The organism is Streptococcus danieliae, from assembly GCF_013415245.1.
GTDB lineage: Bacteria > Bacillota > Bacilli > Lactobacillales > Streptococcaceae > Streptococcus > Streptococcus danieliae_A.
Window position 1 is genome coordinate 1 of sequence record NZ_JACBXX010000060.1, and the last position, 12,885, is coordinate 12,885.

General features: G+C 38.5%; 11 protein-coding genes and 1 other RNA gene. 3 read left to right on the top strand and 9 right to left on the bottom strand.

What is annotated here, in order from left to right:
- Positions 1-128: 128 nt before the first annotated feature.
- The 5 genes from HZY94_RS01645 to HZY94_RS01665 all read right to left on the bottom strand — a co-directional run bounded on the left by HZY94_RS01645 (position 129) and on the right by HZY94_RS01665 (position 4,275).
- Positions 129-1,739: a cell division site-positioning protein MapZ family protein gene (locus HZY94_RS01645; RefSeq protein WP_179924750.1), complete on the bottom strand. Its 1,611-nt coding sequence runs from the start codon at positions 1,737-1,739 to the stop codon at positions 129-131.
- Positions 1,740-1,750: 11 nt separating this feature from the next.
- Positions 1,751-2,914 carry a THUMP domain-containing class I SAM-dependent RNA methyltransferase gene (locus tag HZY94_RS01650; protein WP_179924751.1) on the bottom strand — a complete coding sequence of 388 codons (1,164 nt, stop codon included), beginning with the start codon at positions 2,912-2,914 and terminating at the stop codon, positions 1,751-1,753.
- Positions 2,915-2,966: 52 nt separating this feature from the next.
- Positions 2,967-3,336, bottom strand: an RNA gene (gene rnpB, locus HZY94_RS01655) — RNase P RNA component class B.
- Positions 3,337-3,352: 16 nt separating this feature from the next.
- The gene (gpsB, locus tag HZY94_RS01660; protein WP_179924752.1) at positions 3,353-3,679 is read right to left on the bottom strand and encodes a cell division regulator GpsB; all 327 of its coding nucleotides are present in this window, start codon (positions 3,677-3,679) and stop codon (positions 3,353-3,355) included.
- Between the two features lie 62 nt (positions 3,680-3,741).
- The gene (locus HZY94_RS01665; protein ID WP_179924753.1) at positions 3,742-4,275 is read right to left on the bottom strand and encodes an SLOG family protein; all 534 of its coding nucleotides are present in this window, start codon (positions 4,273-4,275) and stop codon (positions 3,742-3,744) included.
- A 65-nt stretch (positions 4,276-4,340) separates the two neighbouring features.
- Here HZY94_RS01665 and recU point away from each other — a divergent pair, with 65 nt between their 5' ends.
- Positions 4,341-4,937 carry a Holliday junction resolvase RecU gene (recU, locus tag HZY94_RS01670; RefSeq protein WP_179924754.1) on the top strand — a complete coding sequence of 199 codons (597 nt, stop codon included), beginning with the start codon at positions 4,341-4,343 and terminating at the stop codon, positions 4,935-4,937.
- Positions 4,934-7,156: a penicillin-binding protein PBP1A gene (pbp1a, locus tag HZY94_RS01675; protein ID WP_179924755.1), complete on the top strand. Its 2,223-nt coding sequence runs from the start codon at positions 4,934-4,936 to the stop codon at positions 7,154-7,156. The genes recU and pbp1a overlap by 4 nt, the downstream gene beginning before the upstream one ends.
- 246 nt (positions 7,157-7,402) lie before the next feature.
- Here pbp1a and HZY94_RS01680 read toward each other — a convergent pair whose 3' ends face one another.
- The 4 genes from HZY94_RS01680 to HZY94_RS01695 all read right to left on the bottom strand — a co-directional run bounded on the left by HZY94_RS01680 (position 7,403) and on the right by HZY94_RS01695 (position 11,735).
- A complete protein-coding gene (locus HZY94_RS01680) occupies positions 7,403-8,977 on the bottom strand; it encodes an ATP-binding cassette domain-containing protein (RefSeq protein WP_179924756.1) in 1,575 nt (524 codons plus the stop codon).
- Positions 8,974-10,617 carry an outer membrane protein assembly factor BamB family protein gene (locus HZY94_RS01685; RefSeq protein WP_179924757.1) on the bottom strand — a complete coding sequence of 548 codons (1,644 nt, stop codon included), beginning with the start codon at positions 10,615-10,617 and terminating at the stop codon, positions 8,974-8,976. Before HZY94_RS01685 ends, HZY94_RS01680 begins: the two co-directional genes overlap by 4 nt.
- A gap of 108 nt (positions 10,618-10,725) precedes the next feature.
- On the bottom strand, positions 10,726-11,496 hold the full coding sequence (locus tag HZY94_RS01690) for a C39 family peptidase (RefSeq protein ID WP_179924758.1): 771 nt from the start codon (positions 11,494-11,496) through the stop codon (positions 10,726-10,728).
- 59 nt (positions 11,497-11,555) lie between these two features.
- On the bottom strand, positions 11,556-11,735 hold the full coding sequence (locus HZY94_RS01695) for a PhrA family quorum-sensing system peptide (protein WP_179924759.1): 180 nt from the start codon (positions 11,733-11,735) through the stop codon (positions 11,556-11,558).
- A 182-nt stretch (positions 11,736-11,917) separates the two neighbouring features.
- On the opposite strand from HZY94_RS01695, the gene HZY94_RS01700 reads away from it, so the two are divergent.
- The gene (locus HZY94_RS01700) at positions 11,918-12,784 is read left to right on the top strand and encodes a helix-turn-helix domain-containing protein (protein ID WP_179924760.1); all 867 of its coding nucleotides are present in this window, start codon (positions 11,918-11,920) and stop codon (positions 12,782-12,784) included.
- Positions 12,785-12,885: the final 101 nt, after the last annotated feature.

Sequence of the window (12,885 nt, forward strand, 5' to 3'; positions counted from 1 at the left end):
ATAAAGCAATTCCTATTCTGATGTTTTTTCCACTTATCAGTTTACTAGGAATTGCTTTTTTTTGCACTCTGAATTACAAAAAAAGTTGCATGGAGAGAAAGCTTTCCACACAACTTATTATAGAACCCTTAATAATCGAGAGCGTCCGCCCCTCCTGGAGCGTTTCCGACATAGTAACCTGTCTTTGCATTGATACTAAAGAGATAGGTCCCATCTGGCTTGAAGAGGTTGAAATAACCATTTCCATTAATGATATTCACACGCTCAATAATATATTGGTCTCCCACAATATAACCATTTCGGCGGGCATCATCCAAAATGCGCTCGAGCACACCTGGTGTAAAGAACCAAGCTGGATTTTCACTGTCCACTAGCTTAGCTGGATCATAAGGAACTCGACTCAATTCTCGTTGAATCTTGATTCCCCAATCAATGTAACCACCACCAGCAGGAACCACTGGACTAGCCACTTCTGGTGTCACCACCATCGCTGGATAGGCCTGACCACCAGGTGAAATGGTTGTTGTTGCAGGAGTCGGATTGACTGCTACTGCAGGCGCTGGATTGGCCGGAGCTGGAGTCTGAGCAGGAGCCTGAACAGCAGCTGGTGTCTCTGGAGCTGTCACAACAGTTTCAGCTGGTGCAGCCTGTTCAGAGTTTGTCGCTGTCTGTGGTGCAGGTGCTGGCACTGCTTCTTGCCGTCCCATCGCCAAGGCTTGCTTAATCAACTCATTCAACTTGTCATTGCCACTATCAATATCGCCGAAGAGAGCCGTCGCTTTAGGTTTAGCGTCCGCCTTAATCTCCCCATCAACAAGAACCGGCGTCTCAAACTGGGCATTCAAATCCTGAACAGCCGAAATCTCCTTGGACAACTTATCATAAGTTTCCTTAGCCTTATCGTACTCCTTGGTCCCTTTTAATTTATTCAGAGCCTCTTGCAATTTTGGCAGATCCCCAAAGGCATCATTTTTCAAAGCCGTTTTTTCGGCAGATGTGTAAAAACCATCAACCAGATTATTAAAGGTTTTCAAATTCTCCTCAACCGTTTTCGCATCCTGACTTGAGCTAGCCTTAGAACTCGATTTGCTGGTTGATGAAGAAGAAGCGGCCTTCTGCGAAGTTTGCTGGGACTGTTGTAAAAGCGCATAGCTAGTTCCACCCAGAACCAGAATCGCCAAGGCTGCCGCAGACGAATAAATAAAAGATTTGGTCTTATAAAACGGAAGTCTCAAAGCCTTCCGGGATCCTTCAGTTAGCTCCGCTTGATCAGCCGCCGCTAAAGCAGCTCCAAGGGCTGCCCCTTGCTCAGCCTCAGTAACCAGAGCCTCTGAGCCCGCCTCTTTGGTCTCAGCCACAAGCTCTTCACTAGCTGAAACCATTGGCACTGTATCAAAAACAGCTGTCTCTTCCAGATCAGCAACCGCTTCTGCCTTGGGTGTGTCCACTTGACTGCTAAAAGTTGGTGCCACCTTCACCAAGGACTCAGATGCTAGATTCTCCTGGATCAACTTGCTAGCTTCTGCCAGGTCAATGGTCTGGGTATCAAACTTAGCTTCCTGAATTTTGTCCTTGTGCTGCTTAATGTATTTATCCAAGGCATTGTCACTTGGGACAATGCCCGCTTGAGTTTCTGCATTTTTTTGTGCTGCTTCCGCAACGGTCAATTCCTGTGCTTGCTCTAAATCCAGAACGCTCTCCTGCTCTGAATTTGTCGGAATCCCATCCTTATTCGACATAGCTACCTCCTTTAATTGGTACGATTCTCCGAACGTCTCACACGTTCTCCGAAATATTGATAATAATCAACTCTTAGAGTTCCATTATACAATTTTCTCTTCTTATCTGCTAGGCTTCCATATTTGGTTTCAAATTGCTCATCACTGGTTAAGATAAACTTACTCCACGTTTTCAGAGGCGCAAAGGTTTCTCCCATTTCTTGGTACAAACGGGTCACGCCTTCATCATCCAAAAGGCGCTCCCCGTAAGGAGGGTTAGAAATCACCACCCCATTGATTAGCTCTGTCCGAAAGTCTTGTAAACGCATTTGTTTAAAGGTAATGTAAGAAGCCACACCGGCCCGTTCTGCATTGGCCCGCGCTAGCTCCACCATTCTCCCGTCAATGTCCGAAGCCATAATGTTTAGGTCTAGATCAGCCTTCTTGGCTGCCACAGCCTCTTCTTTTAAGTTTTTCCAAAGTCCTTGATCCAACCAAGGCCAGGCCTCAAAAGCAAAGGAGCGACGCAGACCAGGAGCGATATTTAAAGCCTTCAAGGCTGCTTCAATCACAATCGTCCCAGATCCACAGGTCGGATCCAGCAAGGGCTTATCTGGGAACCAGTTGGACAGGCTGACCAAGGCTGCCGCCATATTCTCTTTCAGAGGGGCACCTCCCTTATCGGTCCGGTAGCCTCGCTTAAAGAGACTATCCCCACTGGTATCCAACAAAATGGTCGCTCGATCTTTTAGGATTGAAACCTCAATCGAAAAAATAGGGCCGGATTCGGGCAGGGGCACACCATCAGGACGGGCATAGACTTTTTGCATCTTCCGCACAATCGCCTTTTTGGTAATGGCTTGAACACTCGGTTCATTATGTAGCTTTGAACGCACGCAACGAGCCTTGGAGACAGGAAAGGCTACTCCCAAGGGGAGATAATCTTGCCAGTCAATCGCAAACACGCCCTGATACAGCTCCTCAAAAGTTTTGGCTGGAAACTCTCCCAAAACCAGCTTAATCCGGTCCGCTGTTCGTAGCCACAGATTAGCCTTCATAAAGGCTTCCTGACCGCCCTTAAAACGAACCTTGCCATTTTCAACTTGACAGTCAACCTCCATTGCACGGAGTTCCCGTCCTACTAAGGCTTCTAGCCCTGCAGCAGCTGTCGCTACTATTTGAAATTCATTTTTCACAGTACTTCCTCTATATAAAAAGCTAGCATACGCTAGCTACCTATGTGTAATTTTCTATAAGCCATGTTCTGTTCCGGAAATAACTAGGTCTTATTTCCTTCGATAATCATCTGTCTACCGGTCCAAGACCGGTCAGGATACTCCGTTCGATTTCCAGGTATCCCATGCCCCGACCAAAATTTGGGTTGCTAGCTTGAGGGGTTTACCGCGTTCCACTTTTTCTGTTTCCAGAAAAACTCCGTCACTGTGGCACTTTCAGATCTATTCAAACCTATCCGCAGACTTAGCTTTTTCGATCGCCGTAACGATTTCTCGTCCCTAGGCTTATGTCTTCGCCTAGCACAAACACTACCAGCATCACAGCTGGTGCTAGCATGGACTTTCCTCATACCTGACAGGCAGATATGCGATTATCCGAAAACTACACGTCCCTTGCTCTTATAAACCTTTTTCAGCGATTTGTTTGCCGAAAACTTCCTTCTCCAAACGATTCAAGCGACGTAAAATATCATAGTTGGAAACAGAAGTCGCTTGTTCTTTGGGGAGGGATCCTGGACTATAGGATGCTGGTGCAGCTGGTTTTGCAGCGCTATTTTTGAGACGCTGATTCTCTTGTTGTAATTCCTTCACCAGAGCTGCATAGGTTTCGTAGTCTTTAATAATATCATCTAAAAACTCATCAACTTCTTCTTTGTTATAGCCTCTTACGGTTGTTTTAAAATCTTTGTCAAAAATATCTTTCGAGCTATACTTAATACTGGCCATCTCTCTCTCCGTTCTGATTTATAAATCTAATTATATAAAATCTTCTCCTATTTTAGCAAGGGCTAGCCATTATCTTTTGAAAAATTTTCCGCCTCCTGGTTTAATTCGTAAAAGTCCAGCATTTGTAAGGGGATTCCTTTTTCCTGGGCGGCTTCTTTGAGGTATTTTAGATTCGTTGGATTCTCCTCATCGTACAAAAACAGAACCTCCTGCGCATGTCTCAGCAGTAGATCTTGGTAAGCTTTGAGTTGGCTGGGATTTTCATAACTTTCATAGGCCGCGGCTACATAATCAAGTCTTTTAAAGCGGGCTAAAACCTCTTGATTGGCTTCATTCCAATTTTTTCCTTGATCTTGAAAACAAAAAACACAGGCCATCTGAAAGTCGAAACCTTCTGCGCGGAGTTCTTCTAAAACATCCAAGGACCAGGCATCAAATCCCAGTTGTCCTCGAAAAACAATGTAATCAATTCCTTCTTCTAAATAGCGACGATAGGTTCGTTTTAGGAGACTCTTGATGATTGGAAGCCGAGGGTCTTTGGGAGCAAAAATCCCTAAATCAAAACTGGTGTAACCTGCTGCAAGTAATGTCGGCATTTTTTAGCTAGTCCTCTTTCTAAAGTATGGTATAATGGTTGGGTGTAATGTTTTAAAGGAGACTTATGGTACAGTACCCATCGAAACTCGGTGGACGTCGCCAGATTGGACGCGCTTCGATTCGATCGGAAGCGAATTTTGCCAATCGGGGGATGTCCTTCGAAAAAATGCTGAATGAGACCAATTCTTATTATCTCACAAAAGGGCGAGCAGTTATCCATAAAAAACCGACACCGGTTCAGATTGTGCGGGTCGATTACCCTCAGAGGAGTCGAGCCAAGATTGTTGAAGCCTATTTTCGACAGGCCTCAACCACCGACTATTCCGGTGTTTATAAAGGGTATTACCTGGATTTTGAAGCCAAGGAGACGCGACAAAAAACAGGCATGCCCCTTAAGAATTTCCATGCTCACCAAATTGATCACATGCGGCAGGTGCTTGAACAAGATGGAATCTGTTTCGCTCTCTTACACTTTTCAACATTACAGGAGACTTTTTTGCTACCAGCAGAAGCCCTCATTCAAAGTTTCCAAGAAGATTGGAAATCCCTCCCTATAGAGTTTATTCGGGAACAAGGCTACTCCATTTCGCTGGGAGCCTTTCCTAGTGTACCCTATTTGGAAATTATTGAAGAACATTTAATAGGTGGTAATTCTAAATGAAGAATTTTTCATGGCCGAGACTCGGTAAATTCATTGCCCTCGGAATGTTATCGCTCTTTCTCACATTGGTTGTACTAGGGGGACTTGTGTTCGCCTATTTTGCGATTACATCGCCAACCCTTTCAGAAGAAGAGCTTATCGCAACCGCATCATCCAAAATCTATGACAATCAAAACAACTTGATTGCCGATCTAGGATCTGAGAAACGTGAGAATGCATCTCCAGAAGAAATTCCCGTCGAATTGGTCAATGCCATTGTTGCAATTGAAGACCACCGATTTTTTGATCACCGGGGTCTGGATTCTGTTCGTATTGCCGGGGCTGCTCTCAACAACCTGACTTCTAGTAGTCGTCAAGGTGGATCTACGCTAACCCAGCAATTGATTAAACTGACCTATTTCTCAACCGCTACATCAGACCAAACCTTGAGTCGGAAAGCCCGGGAAGCTTGGTTGGCCATGCAATTGGAGCAACGGGCAACCAAACAGGAAATCTTGACCTACTACATCAACAAGGTCTACATGTCCAATGGTAACTATGGAATGAAAACTGCGGCCCAGAGCTACTATGGTAAAGAGCTGAAAGACCTCAGTCTTCCACAACTCGCCCTCCTAGCCGGAATGCCACAGGCTCCCAACCAATACGACCCCTATTCCAATCCTGAAGCCGCGCTTGAGCGTCGCAATCTTGTTCTAGGCGAGATGAAGGAAATGAACTACATCACCGCTGAGCAATACGAACAAGCCATCAACACACAAATCACTGATGGACTTCAAAGTCTCCGCCGGACCGAAAGCTACCCAGCCTATCTCGACAACTACCTCAAACAAGTTATCGAGCAAGTTGAACAGGAAACAGGAAACAACCTCCTCACAACGGGTATGGAAGTTTATACAAACGTTGATATTGAAGCACAACAACAACTGTGGAACATCTACAACACCTACGACTACGTTGCCTACCCTGACGATGAAATGCAAGTCGCTTCAACCATTGTCGATGTTACCAACGGTCGCGTTGTAGCTCAACTAGGCGGACGGAACCAATCTAATAATGTCTCCTTTGGTACCAACCAAGCAGTTGAAACCAACCGTGACTTTGGATCTTCCATGAAGCCAATCACAGACTATGCTCCCGCTATTGAAAACGGAATCTACGATTCTACAGGAGCCTACGTTTATGATACCCCTTATGATTATCCAGGATCTAACACTCCGATTTATGACTATGACCGTCGTTTCTTAGGAACCATTACCCTCCAGTATGCGATTCAAGATTCGCGGAACGTTCCAGCCGTTCGAGCTTTAGAAGCCGTTGGTCTGGATGAATCTCTTAAATTCTTGAATGGATTAGGAATTAATTATCCTGAGATGCTTTATGCCAACGCCATCTCAAGTAATACAACCATCTCCGACCGCCAATACGGAGCAAGCTCTGAAAAAATGGCGGCAGCCTATGCAGCCTTCGCCAACGGAGGAACTTACTACAAACCACAATATGTCAACCGCGTTGTTTACCAAGACGGTACTTCCCAAGATCTAACCGATAAGGGAAATCGTGCTATGTCTGAACAAACAGCCTACATGATTACTGACATGTTGAAAACCGTTCTAACCCACAACACTGGTCGAAATGCTGCAATTGCCGGACTTTTCCAAGCCGGTAAGACTGGTACTTCCAACTATGGTGACGATGAGGTTGCTAAACTGACTCGTTCAACTGCTGGATCTTACATCGCAGCTCCAGACGAGCTCTTTGTTGGTTACTCGCCACAATATGCGATGGCTGTGTGGACTGGTTACAATAACCGCTTCACTCCAATTCTTGATGATGGAATCGATGTCGCAACCAGCGTTTACCGCAACATGATGGCTTACCTCCATCCCAACGGAAACGACGACTTCCCAATGCCAAGCGGACTCTATCGCAGCGGCAGCTACGTCTTCAAAAATGGAGCCAACACGTCTAACGCAGCCCGTGGCGCACGCCAGGTTCCAAGCTATAGCCGGGTTGAGGATGACGAAGAGGATTACATCTTACCAAGTCCAAACTCAACTTCTAGCTCCAGTTCTGTAACAACCCCATCATCTTCAGATGAAACAACACCAACGTCATCTAATATGTTGGACAACGTCTTTCCAAATCCAAATACCCTACCTTCTTCGAATGTAGAAACTGACACTCCTAGCAGTAGTCGCAATCAATTTGGAGTTGACTAGATAATTTGAAACCCACCTTGAATTTCAACATTCAAGGTGGGTTTTTCGTTCTTTTGCTCTTGTGTGGAATCCCTGAAAACTGATAATCATGGAATTTGATGATTTTAGATTCTTAATAACTGTAATGAGATAGTTTGACCTTGGCTTCTTTCGAATTTTCTACCATCTGTCAATTATTCTTTTAAAATTTCGCTAATTTATTTTTGTGCTTGACTAGGAAACTACTAACCATGAGCACCTACAAAATTAAAGACTAACAACAATATCAAAATTCACAAGCTCCTCTCCACGATGTGTAATACAAATAAAAGTTTTTTGGGAAGAGTACTCTCTTATTAATTTGTAAAAAGTTGTTGCTGATACAGCATCTAAACCACTTGTTATTTCATCGAATAAAATCACATCTGCATCAGAAATCAAAGAACGCAAGATTAAAATTTTCTGCTTCTCTCCCCCTGAGAAAGAATTAAAAGTTTCTCCATCTAGTTCCCTTTCTAAATCCGAGTCTTTTGAAATAATCTCATTTATTTGTAACCTTTTTGCCAAATAGAATAATTCTTTTATTTTATTTGAAGTAATTTCAGTAACTCCGTAAAATAAATTCTCTTTTAAACTTCTATTAAAAATCATACTGTCTTGACCAACGTAAATAATCTTTATACCTTCAGGAATCGTTACCTTTCCTTCATCTGGTTGAAACAAGCCTGCTACTATTTTTAAAAGTGTTGTTTTTCCAGAGCCATTTCCACCCAAGATAGCTATATTCTTTTGAAGGGGAAATATCAAGTTTACATGATCTAAGATAACTTCTTTATTATCAGATTGTGTGTGTTTGAATCTAAATGACAGATCTCTGACATGAATACTTTGCTCTCTTTTATCTATTTCTAATATATGTTGAGCAGTCTCTATTCCATAATGAATCTTAGAAAGAGCTATGTTTAATCTATCCTTTAATTCAATTCCACTTAGAAAATCAGTTCCAAAACTTGATAAATTTAATACTGAATAAATAAGAACCAATATGAAGGAAATTGGATTTCGGGAATAATCAAAATTATTCACCCACAATAGTGATAGAAAAGAAATAATCCCTACAAGTAGAATTTGTTGACAAAAATAGATATTATAGATACTTTTTTGGACTCTATAGTATATGTTTGCCTCTTCTTTTGTTTTCTGTCTAAAAATTTCTGATTCCCTCCTAAACATTTTATAAGAGTAAATACTATCAATATTCTTAAAATAATCATCAATTCCTTTATTAACATCTAAAGTTTTTCCAATCGCTGATTGAATATTACTCCGATTTTTTTTCGAAGAGTATGAGGATAGAGTCATATAAATTATACAAAGAATACAGTATAGAACACCAAGGAACTTATCCTGCATACCAATAAACACCGAAAACATAATCACTGTTATACTTGCTCTAATAAAAGCAGGAACAATTTCCTGTGCAATTGCTCTACATGTAAATGATATTTCTGAAACAATCCCTTGTAATTCTGATGATTTAAACTCAAGAAAATACTCATAATTTTGACTCTTAAAAAAATCAAATACTAAATTTTTCGATACTTCTCTAGTTATTTGAACAAAAAAATTTGAAAGATAATTCAATAAAGAAGGTACTAGCAAGGTGATTAAAAAAAGTGAAAAATTTACATATGAAATTGTACTATCTTTATTGACTATTTGTGGTAATAGATAGGGTTGTATGCAAATTAAACCGTAACCTAATACGAATAAACATAGAATAAATATGATTCGCTCTTGCCCTATTTCCTTCATAAAATTTTTTGAGAATTTATAGATCATATTTCTTCCTCACTTTTCTTAAAATCACCTAATGTAATTGAAGAATTTGTTAAAATTCTTTTTAAAACTAATCGCCATGTTTGAAATTCTGCATCTCCCCAATTACTTTTTTCTTTCACATAATCTACAATTTTCCTAAACTCTTCTTGAGAAATAAGTTTCCCATATTTTTCTAACATCATAACTGATAAAGCAGCACCACTATTAAACTCTGTACTTTGAGTAACTGGATCTAAAAACTTTGAAATTACTTTCTTTGTAGGCAACGTTTTTGTTCTTTTTAGTTCTATAGCAATACTTACATATTTTTCTGTAGCTTCATGATTTGTTAGAGTCAGAGGAATAGCATATAATCCTTCTACATTTCTTTCACTTAATTTAATTTTTCCGGAAAAACTCTGAGGTCCACCATTCAAAGTTTGAATTTCAATCTCTGAAATTCTAGAAGTGTGAACTGATACTTTTTCCCATTTATTTAAAGTTTTAATCGATATTTCAATATAGTCATTGTCGAAGTCGTTATCTAGAGTGAAATAATCTAATACCTCTGGAATAGATAATTCCTCTTCAATCTGAAACATTGTAAGTAATCCATGGCTAGGCGGTTCTCCTCCCCCTACAGCAACATAATTACCAAATACAGAACACATACTATATGGAGTATGACCAATAACTTGACGGTTTTTTAAAGTACCACTAATTTTATCTAGTTCATATAGCATTGCATCTGCAAGAACAAAAAGCGTATCCCCTATGATACTAACTGGCGATACAATCAATCCTTCTTTCATTTTTATATCCCATACTTTTTTTCCATCCTCCACCTGTAAACATCCAACAACACCTTTTAATGTTGTATAATATACTCTATTTTTTTCAACTACAACTGTCTGGCGATCACAATCACCTTCCACTTCCGAGCTCCACTCAATTTCTCCGTTGATTAGATTAACCTTATAAACAATGTTGTTATTAGATATATATGCGTGATTTTCAGAAATCCATGCTCCTGAAGTATCTGTACTAATAATCGACCCTACATCCAACTTAATTTCAAATAGTACTTCACCATTTTCAAAATTTAATAACCAAACAACTTTATATGATTTATTTTGTTCTTCAAAATACTTAGTACCAGTTACTAAAACCATATCTTGAAACGACAATAAAACACCATATATAAATGCACCTGATAATTTGAATTTTTTCTGTATATTACCTCTTTGATAAACACCTACAATATCCTCGACTCCAGCTACCCAAACCAAATTCTCAAAAACATTCAGAGAAGTTCTTACTCTACTTCCTAAAGATATCTCAAACTCTAATTCACCTGTCTCTTTATCTACTCCTACAATAGTATCAAATCCACTAAGCATAAAAACTGTTCTTCCATATATAACAGGAGTCCCATAACCTCCATTCAAAAATTTTTTCTCCCAAATTATTTGACCTGATTCACATAAAAATTTTTTTAATTGATACTCTCTATATCTTTCTGAATAACAAACAATATAAACAAAATCAGAATTCTCAGGATCAAAAAATGGGACTCTCAAAAGACTATCTATCTTTAACCTCCATATTTCTTTCAAATTAATTTCACTAATATTATCATTAATTAAATATTCTTGATACATATTTACCTCATTTCATATGATGAAAAATAAAAATCACTTGAATTAACGTTAAATTAACGTAGCCTCCAAGTGATTAAGTTCTACTAGCAATTCAATATTTCTTTGATGCTAAATAATATTTCTTGAAGAGGCTGATTTCGAAATTGAACTTTCAACAGCTAAATATTCCACATCTTCAATAAAAAAATAATTAAAAGTATCAGTATATTTATAAGGTCTTAATCCCTCAATAGTTGCCTTCACATCAAAACTTAGAGTATCAATTCCCGATTTATTTATAGGAATTGGAAAACAAAGTTTTGCATATTCACCAATTTCCCAAGTTCCTAATACTTTTCTTGTTACTTCAAAAGAATTTCTCTCTGATTTCAGAGTTACTTCAAACGATGTAAACTGAGTATCTTCTTTATCCATAATATATCCTCGCGGAGTGTAGAAACCAATATTTAAATTTACTAAATTCTGCTTATCATTAGAAGTAATAGTAACATCTGTATACATCTCTGACATGCGAGTACATTTATCTGCGCTACAATTTACACAAACCTTATGTAATATGCTATAGGGTAACTGAATTACACCTCCAAATTCACCTCTCCATCCTTCATTCCAAGGATCAATTGCTAGAAATTCTTCAGACTCATCGTCATAACCAACGATTAAAACAGCATGTGACTCCATATCAAGCCGTTTAGTATCTTCAACAGTCTCACAAGGATAATCTGCCGCTGAGTGGAGCCGAATAAAAATTGGAATATCATCTGCTAAAGAATCCTTGATACTATCTAGAGTTCTCTTTGACCAAGGCTCATATCCCGAAACAGCTGCAATCCCAGATGCTGTAGATTTTGGAAGCGTTTGCGGCATTACTACTCTCATAAAAATACCTCCTCTATTCTTATAGACATATAAAGTTACATACTAAAAATAACAAAAAATTAATCAGCTTTCCCCACGTCAAGTCCATCAGCATTATTTTGTATTTCCAATCTCACTTCATTGAAGTGCTTCAAATAAGTTTCTTGGAGCGAATGACTGTAGATAGGAGTACTACTAAATACAATTATTCCAAATAGTAAAAATGTAAATAATTTATGAATTATGAGCTTTTTCTTCATTTTATTCCTCCTTCCTATTTTACTAACATTCTAACTCCGATATAACCAAAAGTCAATTATTTTTATTATTCTTTTGACTTTTTTATAATTTAATGTTTTTGAGTCATTTCTGAATGTGGCGTTTTGCCTTTTGAAATTATCTATTGTATAATGGATTAAAAATAGAAAGAACTATTATTTTTATGAATATACTAGGTGAAAAATTTAAATTACAAAGAAAAAAGCTAGGACTTTCTCAAAAATCTCTTGCAGAAGGTATTTGTGAACAAAGCCAGATTAGTAAAATTGAAAGAGGACACTTTATCCCCTCTGCCGATTTATTATTCAAACTCTCGCAGAGATTAGAAGTCCCTTTGGATTATTTTTTCAATGATGAAATTGAAATCAAATCTAATCTCTCTAATTTCAAACACCTTTCTAGTCGTCTACTAGATGATAGAAATTATGACGATTTAGAATATCTTTATAAAATAGAATTAAATCGAAATGTTTTTCTAACTTTAGAAGATCGCACATATCTTGAATGGATCAAATCTATCATTGATTTCTATCACTACAATCTTCAAGATAAGGCTATTTCTGACTTGGAACATATGCTATCAGGAATAGACTCAGATAGCTTAATTTACTTGAAACTATTGAACACTCTCTCTAATTTCTATTCTCTAGTTGGTCGTGAAGAAGATTATGAAACAAACTACTCTCTATTACTCAAATTGTATCAAACAAAAAATCTAGAACATCAAGAATATCTATTTGGTTATATTAGAGTTCGTTACAACCATGCCCACTATTTAGTATCAAAAGAAAAATATAGTGAAGCTATTCAAGAAGCTCTTGAGACTATAGAACTTTGTAAAGAACAACAAACTAGTTACCAATTAGCACCCCTACTAATCCTCGTTGGAAATTCTGGAAAACAATTCTTAGATCAAGAGCAAGTAAAAAATTATTATTTAGAAGCCAGAGAGCTATGCAAAATCTATGATAATCCACTAATGTTAATGAAAATAGAAAATTACTTAAATCAGCTAGATAAAAATATGTAAAAATTCTGACATAGCTGATACTAGTCTAATACTCATTTAAAATCAAAAGTTGAAAAATAATGGATGCTTAGTTTTGAAATACAACAATATAAAACCACTAC

Bases quoted from the DNA above. Each gene is read 5' to 3' on its own strand.
- HZY94_RS01645 (WP_179924750.1), bottom strand. From the start codon at position 1,739: ATGTCGAATAAGGATGGGATTCCGACAAATTCAGAGCAGGAGAGCGTT.
- gpsB (WP_179924752.1), bottom strand. From the start codon at position 3,679: ATGGCCAGTATTAAGTATAGCTCGAAAGATATTTTTGACAAAGATTTT.
- HZY94_RS01665 (WP_179924753.1), bottom strand. From the start codon at position 4,275: ATGCCGACATTACTTGCAGCAGGTTACACCAGTTTTGATTTAGGGATT.
- recU (WP_179924754.1), top strand. From the start codon at position 4,341: ATGGTACAGTACCCATCGAAACTCGGTGGACGTCGCCAGATTGGACGC.
- pbp1a (WP_179924755.1), top strand. From the start codon at position 4,934: ATGAAGAATTTTTCATGGCCGAGACTCGGTAAATTCATTGCCCTCGGA.
- HZY94_RS01680 (WP_179924756.1), bottom strand. From the start codon at position 8,977: ATGATCTATAAATTCTCAAAAAATTTTATGAAGGAAATAGGGCAAGAG.
- HZY94_RS01685 (WP_179924757.1), bottom strand. From the start codon at position 10,617: ATGTATCAAGAATATTTAATTAATGATAATATTAGTGAAATTAATTTG.
- HZY94_RS01690 (WP_179924758.1), bottom strand. From the start codon at position 11,496: ATGAGAGTAGTAATGCCGCAAACGCTTCCAAAATCTACAGCATCTGGG.
- HZY94_RS01695 (WP_179924759.1), bottom strand. From the start codon at position 11,735: ATGAAGAAAAAGCTCATAATTCATAAATTATTTACATTTTTACTATTT.
- HZY94_RS01700 (WP_179924760.1), top strand. From the start codon at position 11,918: ATGAATATACTAGGTGAAAAATTTAAATTACAAAGAAAAAAGCTAGGA.